This is a genomic window from Lysinibacillus sp. NPDC056220, from assembly GCF_049315265.1.
GTDB classification, from domain to species: Bacteria; Bacillota; Bacilli; order Bacillales_A; family Planococcaceae; genus Lysinibacillus; species Lysinibacillus pinottii.
In genome coordinates, this window is record NZ_JBMOXD010000001.1 from 673,855 (window position 1) to 697,421 (window position 23,567).

Here is a 23,567-nt window from a genome sequence, read left to right on the forward strand (position 1 = left end):
GGAGGATTTCTTTTTCCATGAATGTACAAAAAGCAGTGCGAAATTCGCACTGCTTTCATCTAAACTAAATTATTGGCGTTTTTTCATACCCTTTAATAGTTGTGCTACCTTCGTGTCTTCTGCTTGTACAGGGAGATCCTCTACCAGTTGCTCCTTTTTCTTCGACTTCGTTAGGAAATTCCAGCCAAAGCGCCTTATTGTTATATCAATAAAGAATAAGAGCATACCTGCAAGGAGAAGCCATGTGGCAATGTTTTGACGATCCGCCCCTTGCTTTGTAAAGTCACGGAACACTTCTTGTGGTTCTTTTAAAACAGCACCACCTGTTTGTTCGGTTATTTCTTCTATTAATTTATCATTAACAGGAAGAAGTTCATATTCAGCGCTGTAAGGAACACTTAATCCCGCCTGATAAATCGTTTCCTTTTCATCAGCGATACGGAAGAAGATTAACCCCGGCTCAGCTTGTACCACAGCTCGCACCTGAGAGGCTGATATAGTTTCAAGCTGTGTGTCTAGCTCTTCACCCGCTTCATTAACAGCCACAATATCTAAAAATGCTGCTTCATTTGTAGGGTCTGTAATCATAAAGGATCCATCTGATTCTACTCTTACATCGTAGGCAACGTCATTATAACTTGGGAGCATTTGCGAAATAAGCGTTTGCCAAAATGTGCCCCAGTCCTGCCATCTTGCCCAGTCTCCTGACCACTTTCCTGTTGAATCAGAAGTAAATGCGAATGTTTTGCCAAGACCGTATTGCCATTGTGCTAATACTGGATCTTCCTTTTCGCTTTCAGCCACGACGGTAGCACCCTGCTTTGCGGTTGTTCCAATATAAGCATTCATTTGTGGAACGCCATTGGCAAATAGCGTATTCCATCCCCCTGCATTATACAGTACAGGATAGAATGGATTATCTTCAATGTACGTACGGGAAATCATGGCCGTTTCACGAGATAAAATGGACGGAATAGTTTGCTCATCGATAACATTGTAGAAACGTCCACTCCCCATCTCACTCAGAGCTTCCAATAAGTTTGCATCCGCGTCTTGACCAATAGCTACTGTCGATAAGGTTATTCCGTTATCTTTTCCTTGTTCAATTAAATCGTCATAATTTCCTGGCTGCGATTGTCCATCCGTTAAAAGAATAATATGCTTACGTTGCAGTTTCATATCTGCTAGGTTTTCATATGCTTTTGCCAGTGAACCATAGATTTCTGTTCCGCCTCCTGGTGTAACGGATAAAATGGTATCCACTGCCTCTTCTTTATTATTCAAAGGTCCAGTCTCTATAATTTCCCAAGGACGATCATCAAATGCTATAAATCCTAATGTATCTTCATCACGTAGCATTTCAACTGATCGTGCAGCCGCTTCCTTTGCAAGCTCTAGCTTGGATCCTGACATACTGCCAGAACGGTCTAGCACAATGACAAGTCCTAGCGAAGGTAATTGTTCTTTCCCCTTTATCTCCATTTCAACAGGTAATAAAGTTTCAATTGGTGTTTTAAAATAACCACCTAAACCAAAGCTATTTTCTCCACCCACCATTGCAAAACCAACACCAAAGTTTTTGACTGCTTGCTCTATCACACTCATTTTTGCCTCACCGACTAAATGTCCCGGTACATTATCAAAAATAATGGCATTATATTGCAAATAACTGGAGAGTTCATTTGGCAAGCTTTCAGGTGATTTTACATCATAGCCTATTGATTGCTGACCAAGTGCTGCCGCTAGTGGTGAAGCTGTTTCATAGCCATTCACAATGAGTAAATGTGGTTCGCTTTGTACCATTGTGACACTTGTTAATTTATTGTTTTCAAATATTGCGTCCTGTCCTACTTGAACAACGGCTTCATATTTCACCAGCCCTTCACCAGTCGCTGCATGTTTATAGGTAAACATATTCGTTCCTTCGGCTAGCTCGACTCCCTCACGATGAATCAGTTCATCATTTTCATATAATAATAGCTCGCCTTGTCCAGCTGTTGTTGCATGCACTTCTGTTACCAGTTGTTGTTGCTCACCTACATAGGCAACTTGTGGGGACACAAAGCTTTTTAATGAAACATCATTCACAACAGGCTGACTGAAGGGCACAACATCCACACTAATATTGGAGCCTTTAAACTTCGTGGCGAAATCTAAAGCACTTCCCTTTGTCTCATTGCCATCTGTTAATAGCACAAGGCGTGTTGCTTTTTTCGGATCTATAATACCTGTGGCAAGTTGCAGGCTTTGTTCTATATTCGTTTGATCAGTAGCCTTTATTTCCGTAAACTTTGGTACTTCCTTTAATGTTTTAGTCATAATGGCTTCTGTTTGTAATGTTGATGAGAATGAATACAGCCCTGCAAGCTGTTCATCTTTTTTCGATTGTAAACTATCCTGTATAAACTGTACCATCTCATCTTCAGTCCCATTCATGGAAGCTGAGCGGTCAACTAGATACACGATTTGTTCTTCTTTTATAGGTAATAAAAGATACGGCCCTGCCAATGCGAAAACTAAACAGCCTACCGCTAGCATGCGAATCATAAGTACGATAGCATGACTCTTTTTTAGTCGCTGTCGTTCTCGCCAATAGGTCCAACCAAAATAGATGAGTAATGGAAGTAATAGCAACAATATGAATGGCATATCAATTCGTAAATCCACGACGTCGTTGCACCTCCCACTCTAAAACAAGTAAAACTAAAATAATAAGAATTAGCCAAGGGACAAAAGAAGCCTTCGAAATCTCAGCCTTTCCGTTATCAGAAATATCCCCCAATATATAGCTTGTTCCTTGCTCAATAACACGTTCTTGCGCCTGCAATTGTACAATAAAATGTTTTTCTTCATTATTAGAACGCACAAAATAGATGCCAGGTTTTGTTGGCGCAGTTAGCATACCATCTGTAACCAATGATAGAAATTCATCTTCTTGTGAATATACACTCCAGTCTTCCTGCGCTAAAGCTACTACTCTTTGTTCATTTGGTGTGAAAATACCGAGTGAACCAATGGATTCTGATAACTGCTGTTCAGTACTCCATAAAAATAACGGGAATGATGGGTGTAGTGGCCAATCCGTATCTGCAATATCTGCTAAGACGACGATATCCCCTTTAGGAGAGCGCTGTATAAACGGCTTTTCTCCAACAGTAGCGATAGTTTCATAATTTGTAAATCCAGGATACAAGGCGCTAACATAAACATCCTTGAGCTCGCTAAAAGCAAATAAAGCATCACTTTTAGTACTTACTATGCCACTTACCTCTACCTTTTCAGCATCATCACGGCCAAATAACACAAGAGGTTTATTCATCTTTTCTAGCAAGATGGCTTGATTGGTAATCACCGTAGCATCCTGATTGTCCATTACTTGTAAAGGCGGAACGATTTTCACACCCGTGCTTACGGATTGAAATCCTTTTTGAATCAATTGATGCATGCCCTGATCAACCACAATTTTTGAAGTAGCCGTTTGTAGGAAAACCGTTTGTTGATTATCTACGTCATAATCATCTTGCGCATCAATAATCGCTGTCATCGATTTTTCTAAAGGTAACTCCTTGAAGGTTTTAGTTATCGCTTCCTTTGGAGGAACAGCGATATTCTCAGCTACTAACTCTTTACCCTCTTCATTTAGTAATGCTAGTGTGACCTTTTGCTCGTTGTCTGTATCATTATGAAGCTGCACAAGCGCCATTGTAGCCTGTCCATCTGTTGTTGCAGCAAATCGAGTAATAGCAATATTTGTTAAGTCCTTCGCAGCACCTCTAACTAGCCATTTAACGGAGTCCTTATTCATAGGTAGTTGTTTTTTATCAAGTGCATCTGTAAATACATAGATGGAAGTCGGTGTATCTCCTACAAATGCTTGTGCCACATCTAGCGCCTTATCCATTTCTGCCGTTTCATAGGTTACTTGTAAGTCTTTAATACCTTTTTCGATTTCTTTAACATTTGTCTCTTGCTGCAAAATCGCTTTTGGTGCTGAACCAGTCGTAATTAACGTGACTGGTCTCCCATTTAATTCATCTATAAGCGTCAGCATTTCCTGTTTATGTGTGTCAAAGGTAGATTGCCCCTTACCAGCTAACATTGTTGCAGAAGTATCCACAATAAATATAGTTTGCTCACCAACAATCGTTGATTTTTTCACATAGGGATTCATGAGTGCCAACACAAGAAGCAACAATGCTAGTAACTGTAAATAAAGTAGGGCATTCTTTTGCAAATGCTTTAAATAAGGAGATACCCGTGTTTCCTGCATAATCTCAGACCAGAAAAGTGTTGAAGAGACCGGCTGATCTGTATATTTTTTTCGAAAGAAATAATAGAGTAGGACAATGACCGGGATGATGGCCGTCCAGCTAAACATAATTTGACTAAAGCCCAATACGGCTCACCTCACCTAATCCAATGTGCTTTTAATAATTGCTGAAAGATTGCCTGTTGCAAACCATCTTCCACCTTCAATTGTAATTTTCGAATGCCGAAACGACGACAAATAGCTTCAAACTCTTCTTCATGTAATAAACGTCTTGCATGATAGGTTTCTAGTACTTTAGTGGACATTGTCACATTGACTTCATTACCTGTTTCACGATCAAGAAGACGCACATCCCCTGAATAATTTGGTGATAGTTCTTCTTCCGTCACTATTTGTAGTATACGTACATCGCCAGCATAGCGTGGTAGCCTTTTTAAAAGTTGCTCCCATTCTTCAATTGACTCTAGACCATCTGTAACAATAAATAACACTGTACTATCCTTTGGTAAAGCCTTTAAGGCACCCTGTGCAAAAGGATTCGAATAACTTGCTTCCTCTATATCTGTTACTATTTGTAAAAATGCTCGGCGATACATGGCGCCCTTGCGACGAAATGGAGGCTTCGTTTCATCTTGTAAAAATGAAAAAGATAAACGATCGTCTCTACCAAGTACCATTAAACCAAGGGATGCCACTATTTGACGAGCAAAAGTCCACTTGGCATCCATGCTCATTGATTTTGTGGTATCGAGTAGGATGTGTACGCGCATTTCTTGTTCATCTAAAAATCTTTTAATAAAGTATTTATCCGTTCGGGCAAAGACGTTCCAATCCACTTGTCGTACATCATCACCTAAATGATATTCTCGAAAATCCGAAAAATCGAGGGATGCCCCAAAGCGCTGTGAACGATGCGAGCCTTTATGCTGCCCGCGTAGCTTGGAGGCAGTAGCTACTTGAAAACGACTGATTTTCGCTAACCAGTCTTCGGGCAATAAGTAGTTGGCTGTCACTTGCTAACACCTTGTTGAACCTTTTCTAAAATAACATCAATGACATCATCTGCTGTTTTTCCTGAAGCCTCCCCTTCATAGTTCAATAGCATCCGATGACGTAATACAGGTTTTGCTACTGATTTAATATCAGCCACTGAAACATGGAACCGACCATTCATCAGCGCTCTAGCTTTTGCTAATTTTATTAAACTTTGCAAACCACGAGGTCCACTGCCATACATCGCATATTGCTTGACCTCGTCCAGAGCATCAGATCTTTCTGGGTGCGTTGCCACTACTAAATCGGTTGCAAATTCAAGCATTTCATCAGCAACCAGCACTTCCTTCACCATTTGCTGGGCTTCTATTAGAGCCTCTGTATTCATCAGTTTCTGTAAGCCAATTTCCTGAGCACCTGTCGTTCGCTTCATAATTTCCATTAGCTCATTTTTTTCCGGATAGGGGACAAGAATTTTACAAAGGAAACGGTCCATCTGTGCTTCTGGTAACGGATATGTGCCTTCCATTTCAATCGGATTTTGAGTCGCTAACACGAAAAATGGTCTCGCCATTTTTTTTGTATCGCCCAAAATCGTTACCGTTTTTTCTCCCATTGCTTCTAACAAAGCACTTTGAGTCTTGGGTGTAGCGCGATTTATCTCATCTGCTAACACCATCTGACTAAAAATAGGGCCAGGCTGAAACGTAAATTGTTGTTTACCATCTGGGGTGCGTTCAATCATACTTGTCCCAGTTATATCCGCCGGCATAAGATCCGGTGTAAATTGTATACGTGAAAACGATAAGTCAAGAACTTCAGAAATTGTACGAATTAACATCGTCTTCCCTAAGCCTGGTAAACCTTCTAATAATGCATGACCATCTGCTAGTACAGCATACAAAGTATAATCAATCGCATCTTCTTGCCCTACAATAAAACGATGAATTTCATCTTTTACTTGTTGTAATTTTGTACTCATTTCTACATATTGTTGCTCTGTAAATGCCATTTCATTTCCTCCTACTGCGACTCAATTGACGTGAAATAAGATTGCACGACATTTTGTAAATCCTTCGGTAATTGTAAACGCTCTGAGCTTTCTAAATAGCTGTCTTTATAAGAACCAATTATTTCTTCATACGGTCGAATGCTGCCCTTTGTTATCGGACCATTCCCCTGTTGCTCAGAGACATGAGAGCCATCTCCTAATGCTCCACCATCCACGGATGTCTCGTTTGACCCACCAATCCGATTCGGTGTCGTTAATAAATCTCGACCACCTTGACCTTTACCTGCGCCCTGTCCTTGTCCTTGTCCTTGGCCCTGTCCTTGTCCTTGGCCCTGTCCTTGTCCTTGCCCTTGTCCTTGGCCCTGTCCTTGTCCTTGTCCTTGACTATTACCATTTTGTTGTTGGGAACCATTTTGAGCATTATTTTGACCAGACTGACTCGTCTGCCCTTGCTGATTGCTTGGCTGGGAATTACCAGATGACTGCTGACTACCTTGTTGTTGATTATTATTTTGATTGTTAGTGCCAGCATTATTAGCACTTGCAATTGCATTTTGTAAGGAATTACTCGCTGGTTTACCAAGTTTACTCATAGCTGTTTGTGTGGCATTTGCATTTTGTGTGAGCTGTTGCTGCATTTGAGCAAGTTCCTTCAATTGCTCAACTTCTTTTTTCGATAAGCCTTGTTCATCGGTAGCTCCGTCTTGACTTGCCGTTTGTTTATCCTTTAATTGCTGCTCCTTAAGAGCAAGCTCCTTTTGCTTCTTCACCACTTCGCGGAGTGCCTCTTCAGCTGTTTCTGCTTCCTTAAGCGTGTTTTGAAGCTCTTGCAATTGCTCTTTCACTTCTTTTGTCTGCGCTTTTTTCTCCAGCTCCGCAACTTCCTTCTTCATATCGTCGATTACAGCTTGCTCTTTTTCAACTTCAATCGCTTCTATTTGAGTCGCTGCCGGGAACATATAAAGAATTGCTAGGACGACAGCAGTGCCAAATAGTCCAATAAACGCCTTTGGTCGAAACAAATTTTTCTTGCGAGCCTTAAAGCTTATGAAAGCCTGTTCAACATTCTGTATCGCCTTTAATAATAATGCTTGAACAAGTGGGTCCTGATCGTCTTTCAATGATAAAGCTGTAACCAACTCATTATGTGAAAAATAGTGATCCAATGTATGCAAAGCTTCTTTCTCTTTGACACGTCTCCACCAGATGTAAACGATCGTTGCAATAATAAGTGTAACAAAGATAGCCAACGCAATTTGGCGGTAATAGGGCCAGACAAATAATCTTGAAATAAGAACGAGAGAAGCACTCGAAAGCAATGCCAAAAACAGACCATATTGTGCAATAGGAATGCTTTTTTCAAGTGTTAAACTCGACTTTGCACGCTGAATATATTTTCGTAATTGCTTACGACGCTCCATAATAATTCCTCCTCATCGGTTACTTTTCATGTTGGCACGTAATTTTTTTATGGCAACTGTTAAACAAAGTACAATAATCAATACATAAACGATTAAATAAGTAATCCACACAGGTAGTTCCACTCCTGAAAGTTCAGCTAACGCATTTCCCATCTCAGGTGAAATCAGCGTCAGCATTAGGGCACCTGGATTAATTGAAGCCCAAAAATAAGTCATAAAGGAGGTACTTGCACCTACAGCATTACCCATTTGATGGAAAGCCATTGTTAAAAAGAAGAAAAACGCTGTAATCCCACCTAAAAAGATAATAGAACCATATGTGGCAATCATGGCAACAATCGTTTTTTTCGTAATAGTTGAAAACATGACACCAATACTACCTATTGCTACTACAGTAACTAAATAGAATAAAAATATAGAAACAAGCTGGGAAGGTGAAACCCCACCAAATAGGAACACTAAACTATATAATGGTAATCCTGCTACAAGCATTAAAACTAGAAACGACACCGATGATAATAATTTACCAACAACAATTTGTGTAGAGCTTTGTGTCGTTGTTAGCAAAATATTCAAGGTTTGTTTTTCACGCTCACTACTGATTGCTCCTGCTGTTAAGCTTGGAGTAATAAAAAGAACTAATGCCATTTGTAAAATGGTTAATACAGCAAACATCATAAAACTTGTTTCTGGTTTAAAGAATCCCTTGCCAGTAAATTCAGTGGTAAGCAATAAAAAACCTGCAATGAAAATACAAAGTACCGCTAAATAAAACATTAATCCTGAGAAGCTTTTAAAAGAACGGAATCGTAATTTTAACTCTTTCACAAATACTGGATTATAAAATCTTTCCATCATTGACTGTCCGCTCCCTTCGTAATCGCCATAAAGACATCCTCTAGATCTTTCTCTTCCTCACTTAACGCATAAATAGGTAAATCTGCAAGTATCGCCTTTTTCAGTAATGCTACCTGCTCTGCATCTGTTCCACGATAATTAAAGGCTATTTCTAGACGATGCTCAAGGACATCAATAGATGAAATATGGGGATCTTCTTCCAAATATGCACGTACTTCGTGTATACGATCTGTTACTTTCATGACGATACGCTTTTCTCCCTGTAACTGCGCCTGAATGGCAGCAACATTTCCATGTGCAATTAATTTGCCATTATCAATGACGCCAATTTCATCACACATTTCAGCAAGCTCAGGCAAAATATGAGAAGAGATTAAGATGGTTTTACCCATAGACTTTAAATTCCGTAAAATATCTCGCATTTCCACACGGGCGCGAGGGTCTAATCCTGACGCAGGTTCATCTAAAATCAATACTTTAGGATCATGGATAAGTGCACGTGCAAGACATAAACGCTGCTTCATCCCACGCGATAATAAATCAACGTATTCATAACGTTTGCTCGTTAAATTTACAAGCTCTAAAAGCTGTGGAATCAGCACTTGGCGCTCTGCTAGTTGAATACCGTAGCTAGCTCCATAAAAATCTAAATATTCATCTACTTTTAGCTGGTCATAAACACCAAAGAAATCAGGCATATATCCGATTTGCTTGCGTACTTCTTTCGGTTCCTTAACAACACTTTTACCGTTTATCAACGCATCACCTGATGTCGGTGACAGTAATGTCGCTAAAATAGAAAATGTTGTTGATTTACCCGCTCCATTAGCACCAACAAAGCCAAACACGATGCCTTCTTCTAAGGACAAATTTAAATGATCCAGTGCCGTAAAGGAGCCATATCTTTTCGTTAGGTCACGAATTTCAATCATGATTATTTTGCCACTCCCTTCAGCTCTATTTCAGGTAATTTCGTTTGTTCACCAGTTGGATCTGGACCATACTTAATTTCAAGTCGAACTTCACTATCTTGATTAATAAAATTTTTAATATTATCTGTAAACACTTGCTTTGTATCAACTAATGGCTCATACATATTTGTGGCATTATTCCATATCGACAGCTGCATACGTTTAACATCCTTATTAGAAATGGTTAGTTCATTAAGTGATTCCACAGCGTCCATAAATTGATCAGGCATTGCCATTGTTAATTCGTATAAACCATCAGATAGATACCAGTTATTCAATTCCTCATCGATTTTATCGAAATATCCACTCGCGGATAGTGAGTTTAATGAGTACGTGAAATTATTGCGTTTCATTGTAAATGGTCCTGATAGTTCCACTTTCCCTTTAAACGGTTGAACAAGCATTGTAATTGGAGACATATTTGCACTTGTTTCAAGCTCAGCCCCTACTATCGCTTGATCTGTCCATGCTGTAAGTATTGGCTGTCTATCATTCTCTACAAGTGGTAATGCTAATGTTTTCATTCGTTCAACACGCATTGGATCTACCTCATCCTTCTGAGATGGGTAACTGTAGTTGTAATTATTAAAAACAGATGGCTTTTGAAGTACCGTTGTCTTCAATTCCTTGTCTACTTGCAAAGTTCCATTCGCTTTAATATCACCCAGCTTTACTTCTTTCACGCCAGAAATTAACGTGACGTCTTTTAATTCAAATGGGAAATTATTTTTTATTGTTCCAGTCAGCTTTTCATTTTTCAATGTGATATCAACATCCATTTTCCCAATATTTTGAGCTGATGTTTTCCCTCCAAATGATTGAACAGACCAATAATTTAAATCACGTAATGTTAACGTTGAACCGTTGGCATTTTCTTTAATATAAGAAGATTCATGTAAATCACCCACAGTACCTGTGAAATTATTATAATTTCTCATCGCAACTGCCGTTGTATTTTTATCCGTATTAACGATAAAATCCCCGCTACGATTCGTTAAGATTGATTCAACATAATACCCATTCAAACTACTATCCTCATTGACCTTATAAAATGCGGATTGTTGTACTTGTGGCTGAACAATTCTGTCTTTTGCTCCAACAATGAAAAGACCAATCGAAAGAACGATTGAGAACACGGGAATAATCCACCATGCATGCTCACGCTTGTCTACTTTTTTCAGAACAAAATAAAGAACTGGGCCAATGATGATAATATAAAGAATAATGACGATAAGCATATAGCTTACTGAAACTTCAAAGGACGGGAATAATTCATTTATGTTACGAAGCTCATAAGAAATTTGATCGAGTGGGGATTGGCCCTGATTCATCATTCCATGCTGCGAAATACTTTGAATATCGATCATTTTTGCTAGAAGGGCTGCATAGCCATCCATTGAAGCAAGCGGCTGATCTCCTAAAGAAAAGGCTGTTTGAATAATTTCACCACCGCCAATTTTTTTCTTCGAAGCTAGTACAACATTATTCTCCGTTAATACCGGTAAACTTCCTTCAAGATTAGTAGCTGTATGAATCGAAATTGGCTGCGTAAAAATACCACCGCCCGATAATTTTGTTAATGTTTCTGCAGAGATAGATGTCGTCTCTTGTGATAATGACATTGGTAAATAATCTTTAAAAACCCCTGCTGTGACATCCACTTGATCAGTAGCCCCTAAAAGTAATGTACCCCCATCTTGTACCCATTTCAGCAATGCCTCTTGTTGTTTTTGTGCTAAGTCGGCTATTGCTACTTCATCTACGACGATGACATTTGCCATGGCAAGTCCTTGTTCATCTTCTGGGAATGTATAATCCTTTAATTGATTAATGTTAAATATTTCTACATTGTTTTGAGGAACAAATGATGATAAACGTAAAAGTGCTGATAGTCGATCACTTTTATCTGTCAATGTATAGACAAATGTTGATGTAGGATCTAAAAAATTCGATTGTAGACGCTTAGTCCCCTTATAGGCAATCTTTTTTCCTTTTTCAATATTTCCTTCATAAAAAGCAAATAAATCTGCGTCCGAATATCCATTGTCAGCTAAACCATCTAGATAGAAGGTAAATGTCTTCTCTTCTCCAGCTGCTATATCAATTGGAACGACAAGTGCGGATGCTGCTTCATAGGAATTAGAAGAATTTATTGCCATATCTCCAGAAAAATCTGCACCGTTATTTTTCACTGTAACTTGTAAGGGCACAACTGATTGATATTTAGCTTTCCCTGAAATGCCTGCTGTTGCTTTGACCTCTAATGGTGCAGCAGCTTGCGCCTGTGTGGAAGGCAACAGAAAGCTCATCATCAGCATTACTAATAAAGTCAGTGCCATAATTTTTGTCTTTTTCAAAAGCTCAACCCCTTTTTATGTAAGTAGATGGTTACATAATTATACGATTTAAATTGCATTTTGTTCCATTTCTTATGATATCTTCATCAATATTCATAAACTCTTAAGAAATCACTGAGCCAAAATGAAAAGGCAATCCCCTAATAGACTGGAATTGCCTTATTTTTTATTTTGTATAGTCAAACAAACAACGTGCATGGTCTTGCACTACTTCTACAAATGCCTCTACTTGACGCAATTCAAAAGATGATTCATAGCCAATAAGCCATGTATCTCGTGTAATCCCAAATTCCTTTTCATCGTTTGTTAAAGGTATTTTATGAATTTCATCATGATCATTTAATGTGATGGATGGTAGTATAGCATAACCTATTCCATTTAAAGCCATCTGTTTACAAATTTCAATTTGATCTACTAAAATTTGTTTTCTGGGATTTTGAGCAAAGTGTTGCTGCCACCATTGTTGAATTTCCTGATAGTAGTTCGAATCACTTTTGTATTGAATAAATGGACGATCTGTCGTCAGTACATCTTCAATTGTCTTCAATTCCTTATCCACTAAATAAAGAGTGTCTCTGAAAAGGTGAATCTTTTCCCCTTTCCAATCTACCTGACCTCGTACAATTCCAATATGTGCCTCGCCCTCATAAAGTGCTTTCACAATTTCAGAACTCCAGCCCGTCATAAGCGATATTTTTGCATCAGGATATTTAGATACAAATTCCTTTAGGATTTTAGGCAACCAGTTTTGTCCAACAATGGACGCACAGGCAATTTTCAATGTCCCATTTACCTTTGTTGTTAAAGATTGAATCGTTTCAAATATTTCTTCCTTTTTCGCTAGCATTTCCTTTGCATAGGCAATAACCTGTTCACCAGCAGGTGTTGCTGTTAAACCTTTTTGTGAACGAATAAATAATTGTGCACCCCAGTCCTTTTCAATGGTTTGTAAACGTTGAGAAAGGGCTGGTTGGGATAGAAATAGACGTTCAGCTGCTTTCCGCATATTGCGTTCCTCAGCCAAAATTTTTAAAATCTCTGCCTCTGTTGCCATCAATCTGTAAACCTCCAATACAAGCAAAGAGGGCCTCATGACTTTCATATGAGCTCCCTCTTAAACTACTACTCTTTTTGATAAATATATTTTTTCAATTGCTTTAAAATAACACGTCTTGTTAATATCCCTGCAAATGTACCATCTTCGTCCACTACACATAAAAATGCGTGGTTAATAACTAAATCCAAAGCTCGCTGAAATGTATCTGACAATTTTAATACAGCGATCTCTTTTTCCATAATAGAGTCAACTTTAATATCAGGAAGCTTTTCATACTCAATATGCTCGAGTCCTAGAATCGATTCCGTTATCATTTTCATGCTCAGTAAACCTTGAAGTCGATATTTCATATCTAATACAGGAATGGACGAATATCCTGTCCGCGTTAGTACAAGGAGTGCGTGTTCTGCACTATTACCACTTTGTACATGTGCAACTTTTTCAGAGGAAATGATAAAATCACTAATTGGCATTGCTAATAAGTCTTTGCTGTTAGTTGAAATCATGAACTTCTTCTCCTTTTCTGTCCTGGCTGTGCAGAACAGTCCTTCCCTTTCATCATATCACAACTTTTCTATGTCTGACCATGATCAGGACGGGAAGAGTTTTTCAGGAATAACGAATTATTTTGAATCATTCAACAAAAACTAAGTACACCCTCAATCAGTTAAAGTGTTTCATCTCTGATTGAGGATGCGTTATTTCTAATAGCCAGCCTTACTCCAGTAATAAAAAATCATGATCCCTAAAAAGAGTAAAAATATCAGATATACCCATACGATTGGATTGAGCATCGTTGCATACTCTTCAACCGTTTCTGAAATCGGAGTATCCTTTTCAGACTTCCGTTCAGAAGTCATCTTTGCAATTTTCAACGTGGATACAAACGAAATAACACAAATAATTATCATGGCAATTAGAGCTGGTATTAACCACATACCCATTGTCAAAACTCCTTTCTTTTCCCTTAGTATGCGTCAATCCAGCTCTCCATTATGCAAACATTTTTAGAATGGATATTGATTGAGCCACTGGCCACCATCCAGTGTCACACATTCTCCGTTCATATAACTTGCTTTATTAGACATCATAAATGTTGCTAAATCAGCTATTTCCTCAGGTGTACCCGTTCGTCCTAGTGGAACAGAATCTAATGTACGCGCAGCAGCTGCTTCCGATTCCCAAAGCTTATCTGCTCCACCCGTCCGTTCAATTGGTCCTGGTGCTATTGCATTGACGCGGATACCATACTGCTTTCCCCATTCTACTGCTAATGTTCTCGTCAATGATAATACTCCAGCTTTTGCCGCAGCTGAATGGACCACACCAGCTCCTGCATTCCAAGCATAAGTAGCCACCATATTCAAAATAGAGCCCTTAATTTTATTTTTTATCCAATATTTACCGACAGCTGAAGAACAGAAGAACGTACCATTTAACACGATATCTACAACTGCCTTCCAACCATTAGGTGTTAAATCCTCAGCATGTACAATGAAATTACCTGCCGCATTATTAACAAGACCATCAACCTGTCCAAATTTTTCAATAGCAAACGCTAGCATCGCCTCTGCATGTTCTGGTACTCGTACATCCATTTGAAAAGTTTCAATAGTTGAGCCAGCCTCTGCAATAAACTTTTTTGCCTCTGCTAAACGTTCTTCGTTGCGCCCTGTTATAACAACATTTGCTCCTTCAGCAACAAATTGCTTCGCCATATAAAGGCCCATCCCACTTGATCCACCTGTAATGACAATTGTCTTCCCCTGCAACATTCCATTTCCCCCTTTATTAAAAATGAATGGTTATTCATTAAAATTTTACTATATTTTCTCGAATATGTCATATTAATTCTGCTTTTCACTCCTTTTAATTTCTATAAAAAATATAAAAGAGCTATCCACAATAATGAATAGCTCGCAAATTTTTTAGAATTCATAAGTATAAGCTATATGATATAGCTCCATTAGTTCCTCTTTTGTCGGTATCTTCGGGTTATTGCTAGGACTACCACTTGCAATCGCATCTTCAGCCATTTTAGGGATAGCCTTATAATAAGCTGCCTCCTCTATGCCCCACTGTTTTAAATTACTTATATTCAAAAGTTTACATATTTCCTTAATGGAAGAAATGGCTAACTGAGCAAGCTCCTCTTGTGATAATATTTCATTGCTTTTATGAAAGAACTCTCCTAAAACTGCTAACCGATCTATACAAGCTTCTTTTGAAAATTCTAAAACGGCTGGTAAAAGCATCGCGTTGGAAATACCATGGGGTACGTGGAACAACGCACCTATTGGACGAGACATCCCATGTACTAACGCGACCGAAGCATTAGAAAAAGATAGGCCTGCCTGCATGGAACCTAATGACATAGCTTCTCTCGCATCTACATCATCACCTTGCTCATAAACTCTCATAATGTTATGAATGATTAAATCCATGGCAGAAAGAGCAAGTACATTTGAGTATGGGTGGGCTAAACGTGACAAATAACTTTCAATGGCATGGCTTAAGGCATCAATCCCTGTAGCCGCTGTAATTGCAGGCGGTGATGTTATCGTTAAAATAGGATCAACAATGGCAATCGTTGGCATAAAGGCAGGCTGTTTAATCATCATTTTGACTTCACTCTTTGTATTGGTAATAACAGTAGCATCTGTTGCTTCAGAACCTGTTCCAGCTGTTGTTGGAATAGCAATATGTGGGATTGGCGCTTGCGCTGCAATTTTTGCCATTTTCATGTAATCTCCTATGTAGCCACCGTTAGTAGCCACCACTGCAATTGCCTTTGCTGTATCAATGCAGCTTCCACCTCCAACAGAAATGATGACATCACAGCCTTCTTGCAGAAGAAGCTGTAGGCCTTCCTCTACATACGTGTCATCCGGCTCAGTTACTACCCCAAGGTATGAGGCGACTTCTATTCCATTTGTGTTTAACAAGCTACTACATTGCTTCACAAAGCCTAAGTTGTCCATAATGGGATCGCTAATAATAAGCGCTTTGGTACCGAGTTTTTTAGCATACTCACCCACCTCTTCAAAGGAATCACGCCCATAAACAATCGTTCCAGGTGAATGAACAGTAAAGATTGTTTTTGTTTGAATCATTTTTCTCCCTCCTACACTATTGAGCTGTATAGCCACCATCTAAAAGAATTGCCTGACCCGTTAACCCTTTAGCTAAATCACTTGCCAAATATAAAGCAAGCCCTGTAATTTCTGAAACATCAAGTAAACGCTTTTGAGGTACAAGAGGATAGAGTACCTCTTCAAGTACTTCTTCTACTTGAATTCCTCTAGTTAACGCTAAATCTTTAAACTGATGACGAACTAATTCTGTATCCACATATCCTGGACAAATCGCATTTACCGTAATGCCATCCTTCGCTACCTCCAGTGCAGCTACCTTCGTTAAACCAATGACACCATGCTTCGCCGCATTGTAACCGGCCTTTCCAGCAAATCCAATCACTCCATTAATAGAGGCCATATTAATAATACGACCACATTGATTTTTCTTCATATGAGGGAATGCATATTTCATCGCAATAAATGGAGCAACCACCATTACTTTTTGCATGTCTTGGAAAATTTCAGTCTTAAAGTCTTCAATAAGCGAGACATGTTGAAATCCTGCATTATTGATTAAAATATCTAACGTTGTAAATCGATTGATTGTCCAATTAATTGCCTCTCTTATGGCTTCTTCATCTGTCACATCACATGTATAAGCCGTTAAGGAGGGGTTTTTTCCAACAGCCTCTCTTAAAAGCTGTTCATTTTTATCCGTAATGACGACATTTGCCCCTTGCTCGGTAAATGCTTGTGCCATGCAAAGACCAATGCCACGAGCTGCTCCAGTAATGAACACTGTTTTTCCTTGCATACAACATTCCTCCTACATCCCTATTGAAAATAAGATAATAGCTATTATTGTGCCGATAGTTGGAATAATAACCGTCAACGCTCCAAATGGCATATAGGCGTCCTTGTGCTTTTCATTACAGACTGAATTAATGGTAGTGACCACATAACCACCATGTGGTAATGAATCAAGTGATCCTGATGAAATGGCAATTGTCCGATGCAAAGCCTCTGTATTTACCCCCATGTCAATATAGTGGGGTGCAAGCAAAGGCATCGCAATGGTTTGACCACCAGATGCAGAACCAGTCAAACCTGCAATGACAGCAATAGCTAGGGCTCCTCCAACTAACGGACTGCCAGGGATATTTGTCATGACATCTACGGTAGCCAAAAAGGATGGCGTTGCTTTTACGACACCACCAAATCCTACTACAGCCGCTGTATTAGCAATGGCAATAATGGCACCCATTGCTCCCGCTGCTAATGTTGCTCCAACGGATTTGGCATACTTATAACTCACTAAATAGGCGACAATACAGCCACTTGTCAAAGCAACAATTAAAGCAGAAGTTCCAAGCGAATTATGGAAAACATAAGAAATCACTAAGACGACTAGCAATGGTATTAGACTAAGTAGCGGACTGGGAAGCTTCCGCGTTTCATCAACTATTGGATCTGTCGAGCGTTCTATAAATATTTCTCCATTGTTTACAGCTCGTTTAATCATCCAATTCAGCCAAAGAGAACCACCAACAGCCATAAAAATAGCGACAATAATACTAACTTGCCATCCTGCATATGGTGTCGTTCCAAGATATTGAATGGGAATCCAATTTTGAATTTCAGGTGAGCCAGCTGACGTCATCGTAAAAGTGACTGAGCCTAGACCAAGTGCAGCGGGGATAAAGCGTCGTGGAAAATTCGCTTGTTTAAATAAACTGATAGCCATCGGATAAACAGAAAATGCTACGATAAAAACAGAAACACCCCCATAAGTAAGGACCGCTGCTGCTAACACAACCGCATATGTTGCATATTTCACCCCGATTTTTTGAATAATCCATGTTGAAACACTATCCGCTGCTCCTGTATCCTCCATGACTTTCCCAAAAATAGCACCTGCCATAAACATTAAATACCAAGAACCAACGAACCCAGTAAATCCATCCATATAGCTTGTTAGAAAATTGGCTTGGTTCTCACTTGCAGTTTGAGGAAAAAATGCTAAACCATTAGTTAAAGCAGCTAACAGTGCGGTTAACGGTGCTGAAATAAGTAAATTAACGCCCTTCATTGTTAAATAAACTAATAATGCTAAGCTACCAAAAAGACCCATGTACGCCAACATAGACATCCCACCCCTCCCCATTTTTAGAAAAAGAGCTGTATAACGCTACAGCTCTTTATAGGTATTAGTCGTTATTGCTTGGGAATGCAAATGTAGACGCAGTGGAAGTATTACTTGCCATCCAGCGTTCTGAAATAGTCTTTGTTTTAGTAAAAAATCGCGCCTGATCTGGACCAAACATATGCCCTTCACCAAAACGAGAGCCTTTAAAACCAGCAAAATTATGGTAGCCAACCGGAATAGGAATTGGCACATTCACCCCTACCATGCCGACATCTATTTCTGTTGTGAATTTACGAGCTGCTAATCCATCATTTGTAAAGATAGTGACACCATTTCCCAGCTCATGCTTATTAATTAGTTCAATGGCTTCCTCTAGAGAGTCCACGCGTACAACATTACGAGCAGGACCAAATACTTCCTGCTCATAAATTTCCATACCAGGCTTTACATGATCTAAAAGTGTAGGACCTACATAGAATCCTTTTGACTCTTTAACGATATCCAAAACACGACCATCACAAATAATGGATGCTCCCTCGGATTCTCCACGATCAATTGCAGCGAGTATTGCTTCTTTTGATTGTTGAGAAATAACTGGACCAAAATCTGAATCAGGATTTGTATATGGACCTACCTTCAGATTAGTAATCTTCTCTTTTAATATCGACACTAGTCGATCAGCAGTATCTTTGCCTACAGGCATGATTGTGGATATTGCCATACAACGCTGAGACGCTGCCCCATAGGCTGCCCCAATAAAGGCGTTTGCAACTTGTTCAAGATCTGCGTCTGGCATGACAACCATATTGTTTTTTCCACCGCCAAGTGCTGTTACACGTTTTCCATACTTAGAACCTGTTTCATAAATATACTTGGCAACCGGTGTAGAACCTACAAATGAAACCGCTTGCACGGTTGGGTTCTCTAAAAGTTCATTGACTGCATCTTTATCACCATTTATCACAGTCCAAATCCCATCTGGTAAGCCCGCTCTTTTCCACAGCTTACTAACATATAAAGCGGTCATTGGCACACGTTCAGATGCTTTTAAAATAACTGCATTCCCTACCGCAATAGCCATACTCGTTTGTGCTAAAGGCACCATAATTGGGAAATTAAAAGGTGAAATCGCCGCTACTACACCTAGAGGATATTTTGCTGAGTAAGCGTTTATTTGACCTCCAACATTCACAGAGTATTCCCCTTTCATGAGATGTGGGGCACCAATAGCTAAATCAACAGACTCAAGACCTCGTGTAATTTCGCCTTTGGCATCTTCCAACGTTTTTCCGCTTTCCGTGCAAATAATTTGTAATAGCTCCTCCATATTCTCAGTAATAAGATTACGGAACTTTAAGACGACTTCTGCACGTTTAGCCACGGATGTATCACGCCATAATGGAAAGGCTGCTTGAGCCTGCTCGATTGCCTCTCTTGTCTCCTCAAAAGTTGCCAATGGCACTTTTGCAATAATATCACCGGTAGTTGGATTGTATACAGAACCAAATCTTCCACTTCTTCCTTCAACTAACTGTCCACCAATAAAATGCGTTAATGTTTTAACCTCTTGAGCTGTCGTCATCATCATTTCCTCCTTATAATTGTTTTATTTTACATGTATCCTTTAAGCTTAAATAAGCTGCAGACATATCATTTTCACCATAGCCCTGCTGAGCAATCTCGCTATAAAGTTCCACTAATTTTTCGCCGATTCGAAGAGATACACCAGCTTCATCAGCCATTTCCTTTGCTAGCTTTAAATCTTTCAATAAAAGATTCGTTGAAAATCCAGGTGCATAATCATTATTTTTCATATATTCCATATAGTTACGCTCATAAATCCGACTTTGACCGTAGCTATTACTTAATACCTCATATAGCGTATCTCCATCAATCCCCATTTTTTCACCAAGTACAATTGTTTCAGCTACAGCCTCTGTGTAAAACCCTATCATTAGGTTATTTAATAATTTAAGACGCGTACCTACACTTGAGGACAAACCTAGGTGATAGATATTTTTCCCCACTATTCCGAATATTCGGCTTGCACTTTCATAATCTTCCTTGCTACCACCGACCATTATTGTTAGGGAGGCATTTATAGCCCCTATGACACCACCACTTACAGGTGCTCCTAAATAGCGTAATCCCAACACACTCGCTTCTTTATGTAACGAATCATTCAAATCGGGATTGACCGTACTAAAATCAATGAGTAAGGCACCTTTCTTAGCATGCTGTATAATGCCTTCTTCTGTTTGATACACCATTTCAACTATTTGAGGTGTGGGCAAGCTAGTCATTATCACATCACATTGCTTTGCAACTTCCTTTGTTGATTCAAGACCTATACCGCCAGCTGCTGTAAATAGCTCCATTGCCTTCGTATTTGTATCAAAGCCATACACTTCATAGTTTGCCTTTAATAAGTTAATAGACATTGGTAACCCCATATTTCCTAAGCCGATAAAACCTAATTTTCTATTCATTTGGATATCCCCCAATCCTTGAAAATTCAGCAATAGTGCTGGATAGTCACTAGCCAACAACAGTTTTTTATCGTAACATTAATAACGAGATACCTTTAATTGACCTGAGTCAGTGACTTCGGTCAATTAAATCATAATCAAAATAAATCCATCTCGTCAATTAAAAATTTTATATTTTCTGAATTTTTAATTTAAAAAATATTTTACAATACTTAAAATCGGAGGTAATTTGCCACTATGGAATCACTAACAAGCAGGCAAAAAAAGGCATTAGAAACTCGTGATAAATTATTAAAAACATCCCTAGATTTATTCAATAAATTCGGATTTGAACATGTTACTGTGGAACAAATTACCAAGGCTTGTCATGTCTCCAAGGGTACATTTTATACACATTTCCCCTCTAAATATGACGTTATTTTAGAAAAATTTAAAGAGCTGGATCATTTTTATAGTACTTTAGAAAAAAATATAGACCATACATTGCCAGCAAGTGAAAAAATTTTATTAGTGTATCAAGAACAAATGAAATACTTAATGAATGTTGTAGGAAAGGATCTGTTACGCACTGTGTATACTGCTGCAATGACAAATCAAGTAAAACAGGATCATTATTTAATCAATCCCGAGCGGAAGATATTTCAAATCATGAATACATATATTGAGGAAGGGCTACAACAAGGTGAACTTAGACAGGATTTATCAGCTACTGAAATACAGGCCATCATACAGCGTTGTATGCGTGCCAATGTTTATGATTGGTTAATCCATAACGAAAACTTTGACTTGGCAGCTGAGATGAACCGATTTACAGCTATTGTGTTAAACGGTCTTAAAAGTGTCAAATAAAAAAAGTAGCACCTCATCAGTTGAGTGATGAGTGCTACTTTTAACTAGCTGACGAAATATTTTTGTACAATGGTTTCAACTGGTAGTGGTTTATTATACAAATAACCTTGTCCCTTTTGACAACGGTGACGTTTGAGAAAATCAACTTGCGTGGGCTCTTCAATTCCTTCGGCAATTACCTCTAACCCTAAGTTATGAGACATCGAAATGATGGCCTTAATAATGGCCTCATTTTTGTCATCTTTAGCGATATCCCGAATAAACGATTGATCGATTTTTATAATATCAATTGGATAACGCTTTAAATAGCTTAATGAAGAATAGCCGGTTCCAAAGTCATCTACTGACACATAAACCCCTAATTGCTTTAACTCTGTAAGAATCGAAAATGTCTCATGAACATTTGTCATCGAGCTTTCTGTGATTTCTACCTCCAGAAGTTCTGCAGGCACCTCGTATTTTTTTAATGCTGCCTTTATTTTTCGTGCGAAGTTCTCTTTCCTAAACTGTTTTGGTGAAATATTGACAGCTATGCGCACAGGACGGTAGCCCTTAGATTGCCATTCTTTTTGATGACGACAAACCTCGTCAATAATCCAATCACCAATTTCAATAATTAATCCTGAAGCCTCTGCAATAGGTATAAATTGCGCAGGGGAAACAAAACCAAATTTACGGTTATTCCATCGCAATAAAGCTTCAAAGCTATTGATGCTATTATTTGTTAAGTCCATCTGAGGCTGGAGATGCAGACTAAGCTCATTAAATTCAATAGCACGTCGTAAATGTGCCTCCATTAAAGCTTCATTTGGGAAAATCGCCGTCATATCTTCACGATAATAACGATAGTGAGATCGCCCATGCTCTTTAACAGAAAATAATGCCTTATCGGCTTTCCTTACAAGTGTCTCTAAATCCTTGCCATCTGCTGGACTAAGGGATATACCGATTGAAACGCTAATAAAATATTCCTGTCCATCTATCATAAATGGCTGTTTTAAAACATTCAAAATAGCATTGGCGGTATGCTCAATTTTTTGAATAGTCGCATCTTTTAGTACAAAGATAAACTCATCACTGTTATAACGATAAAGGGCACATTTTGAATAGCAAAGTTCATTAAGTCTTTGACTAAACATACGCATGAGCTCATCCCCTTTACTTTCACCTAGGGATTCATTAAATTTTTTAAAACGATCAATATCCACTAAAATAAGGGCTGCTTGCTTGTGCTCTTGATTTTTGTCATTTAGATAATGTAACCAATGCTCCTTGAATGCCTTACGATTCCAAATGCCAGTTAATTCATCCATTAACGCTAGGTAATAAAATGCCTCATGATCATTCAGAAATGAATTTGCATCTTTAACAAATAAATGAACCCCTATAACCTCCCCATTATAATAGGTTGGGTGTGTTCTTAAGTAAAAAGGCTCTTTACTTAACAATTGGTCCTTAAATAAGCATTTTGGCATACCAAAAGCTGAACCTTCAATTGTTTTGGCAAATAATAATTTAAATTCTTTACTATATTTACTGTCCAATAATGAAAAAATATCTCGTCCTATTAAGCACTGCTGGTCTCTAGAAATTGCTGACGTAACAGCCATGTTTTGATGAATAATTCGGCCTTGTAAATCTACCGTCAGTACCGGACTTACATGTTGTTCCACGTATTGTAAATAAGGTTTTTCTTCTATTTGTGTTTCTCTCAAAATAACTGCAACCATGGATTGAGAAAAATGTTGTATATGAAGAGCAAATGCTCGTTCATAAAAACCGGTACCTAATTTCAGGACATGCTGTGTATGGACTTCTTCGTTTAGAAAATTCGACAACTGCAGCCAGCATTGCTTGGTAAAAAAACGTTCAGCGTTCGTCGCTGCTTTATCCTGCAGCTCCATAAATGATAATAGCTTATCATTAAAATCAACGACCTCGAACCTCTTTTTATCAACTATTCTCAAACAGACGACTGCATCAAACGGATTCATTTGAATGAGCTGTTGATAATCTGCAAATGGCGCTACACTCTCTCTATATTTTTTCATTCTATCCCTCACTAAG

Annotated in this window: 19 protein-coding genes; 1 reads left to right on the forward strand and 18 read right to left on the reverse strand. The window is 38.7% G+C overall.

Annotated elements, in window-relative coordinates; genetic code table 11:
• Positions 1 to 69: 69 nt before the first annotated feature.
• The 17 genes from ACOZBY_RS03285 to ACOZBY_RS03365 form a co-directional block, all read right to left on the reverse strand.
• Complete coding sequence (locus ACOZBY_RS03285) at positions 70 to 2,667, reverse strand: VWA domain-containing protein (protein WP_422761491.1); 2,598 nt, start codon at positions 2,665 to 2,667, stop codon at positions 70 to 72.
• The gene (locus tag ACOZBY_RS03290; RefSeq protein ID WP_416277505.1) at positions 2,651 to 4,396 is read right to left on the reverse strand and encodes a vWA domain-containing protein; all 1,746 of its coding nucleotides are present in this window, start codon (positions 4,394 to 4,396) and stop codon (positions 2,651 to 2,653) included. The genes ACOZBY_RS03285 and ACOZBY_RS03290 overlap by 17 nt, the downstream gene beginning before the upstream one ends.
• Positions 4,397 to 4,407: 11 nt before the next feature.
• Entirely contained in the window at positions 4,408 to 5,283 is an 876-nt protein-coding gene (locus ACOZBY_RS03295) for a DUF58 domain-containing protein (RefSeq protein ID WP_031418833.1), read from the reverse strand.
• On the reverse strand, positions 5,280 to 6,275 hold the full coding sequence (locus tag ACOZBY_RS03300; protein ID WP_012293051.1) for an AAA family ATPase: 996 nt from the start codon (positions 6,273 to 6,275) through the stop codon (positions 5,280 to 5,282). The genes ACOZBY_RS03295 and ACOZBY_RS03300 overlap by 4 nt, the downstream gene beginning before the upstream one ends.
• 11 nt (positions 6,276 to 6,286) lie before the next feature.
• Entirely contained in the window at positions 6,287 to 7,696 is a 1,410-nt protein-coding gene (locus tag ACOZBY_RS03305) for a hypothetical protein (protein ID WP_422761494.1), read from the reverse strand.
• Between the two features lie 12 nt (positions 7,697 to 7,708).
• Positions 7,709 to 8,554, reverse strand: a complete 846-nt coding sequence (locus tag ACOZBY_RS03310; RefSeq protein ID WP_012293049.1) for an ABC transporter permease — start codon at positions 8,552 to 8,554, stop codon at positions 7,709 to 7,711.
• On the reverse strand, positions 8,551 to 9,486 hold the full coding sequence (locus ACOZBY_RS03315) for an ABC transporter ATP-binding protein (protein ID WP_012293048.1): 936 nt from the start codon (positions 9,484 to 9,486) through the stop codon (positions 8,551 to 8,553). Before ACOZBY_RS03315 ends, ACOZBY_RS03310 begins: the two co-directional genes overlap by 4 nt.
• A gap of 2 nt (positions 9,487 to 9,488) precedes the next feature.
• Complete coding sequence (locus ACOZBY_RS03320; protein WP_422761496.1) at positions 9,489 to 11,882, reverse strand: hypothetical protein; 2,394 nt, start codon at positions 11,880 to 11,882, stop codon at positions 9,489 to 9,491.
• Between the two features lie 166 nt (positions 11,883 to 12,048).
• The gene (locus ACOZBY_RS03325) at positions 12,049 to 12,936 is read right to left on the reverse strand and encodes a LysR family transcriptional regulator (RefSeq protein WP_012293046.1); all 888 of its coding nucleotides are present in this window, start codon (positions 12,934 to 12,936) and stop codon (positions 12,049 to 12,051) included.
• Between the two features lie 68 nt (positions 12,937 to 13,004).
• Positions 13,005 to 13,445, reverse strand: a complete 441-nt coding sequence (gene cbpB / locus ACOZBY_RS03330) for a cyclic-di-AMP-binding protein CbpB (RefSeq protein ID WP_012293045.1) — start codon at positions 13,443 to 13,445, stop codon at positions 13,005 to 13,007.
• A gap of 198 nt (positions 13,446 to 13,643) precedes the next feature.
• The gene (locus ACOZBY_RS03335) at positions 13,644 to 13,883 is read right to left on the reverse strand and encodes a hypothetical protein (protein WP_008174117.1); all 240 of its coding nucleotides are present in this window, start codon (positions 13,881 to 13,883) and stop codon (positions 13,644 to 13,646) included.
• A gap of 63 nt (positions 13,884 to 13,946) precedes the next feature.
• Positions 13,947 to 14,714 (reverse strand): 2,4-dienoyl-CoA reductase, encoded by a 768-nt coding sequence (gene fadH, locus ACOZBY_RS03340; protein WP_012293044.1) that lies wholly within the window; start codon positions 14,712 to 14,714, stop codon positions 13,947 to 13,949.
• Positions 14,715 to 14,867: 153 nt separating this feature from the next.
• Positions 14,868 to 16,052, reverse strand: coding sequence for an iron-containing alcohol dehydrogenase (locus ACOZBY_RS03345; RefSeq protein ID WP_012293043.1), 1,185 nt, complete (start codon positions 16,050 to 16,052; stop codon positions 14,868 to 14,870).
• Between the two features lie 16 nt (positions 16,053 to 16,068).
• Positions 16,069 to 16,830 (reverse strand): 3-hydroxybutyrate dehydrogenase, encoded by a 762-nt coding sequence (locus ACOZBY_RS03350; protein ID WP_012293042.1) that lies wholly within the window; start codon positions 16,828 to 16,830, stop codon positions 16,069 to 16,071.
• 12 nt (positions 16,831 to 16,842) lie between these two features.
• Positions 16,843 to 18,159, reverse strand: coding sequence for a GntP family permease (locus ACOZBY_RS03355; RefSeq protein WP_332289579.1), 1,317 nt, complete (start codon positions 18,157 to 18,159; stop codon positions 16,843 to 16,845).
• Positions 18,160 to 18,223: 64 nt separating this feature from the next.
• Positions 18,224 to 19,744: a CoA-acylating methylmalonate-semialdehyde dehydrogenase gene (locus ACOZBY_RS03360; protein WP_036160881.1), complete on the reverse strand. Its 1,521-nt coding sequence runs from the start codon at positions 19,742 to 19,744 to the stop codon at positions 18,224 to 18,226.
• Between the two features lie 13 nt (positions 19,745 to 19,757).
• Entirely contained in the window at positions 19,758 to 20,651 is an 894-nt protein-coding gene (locus ACOZBY_RS03365; RefSeq protein WP_198695128.1) for an NAD(P)-dependent oxidoreductase, read from the reverse strand.
• A 237-nt stretch (positions 20,652 to 20,888) separates the two neighbouring features.
• Between ACOZBY_RS03365 and ACOZBY_RS03370 the strand changes: the two genes are divergently transcribed.
• The gene (locus ACOZBY_RS03370) at positions 20,889 to 21,500 is read left to right on the forward strand and encodes a TetR/AcrR family transcriptional regulator (protein ID WP_031418826.1); all 612 of its coding nucleotides are present in this window, start codon (positions 20,889 to 20,891) and stop codon (positions 21,498 to 21,500) included.
• A gap of 44 nt (positions 21,501 to 21,544) precedes the next feature.
• On the opposite strand, the gene ACOZBY_RS03375 is transcribed toward ACOZBY_RS03370, so the two are convergent.
• Positions 21,545 to 23,551 carry a putative bifunctional diguanylate cyclase/phosphodiesterase gene (locus ACOZBY_RS03375; protein WP_325881134.1) on the reverse strand — a complete coding sequence of 669 codons (2,007 nt, stop codon included), beginning with the start codon at positions 23,549 to 23,551 and terminating at the stop codon, positions 21,545 to 21,547.
• Positions 23,552 to 23,567 lie beyond the last annotated feature (16 nt).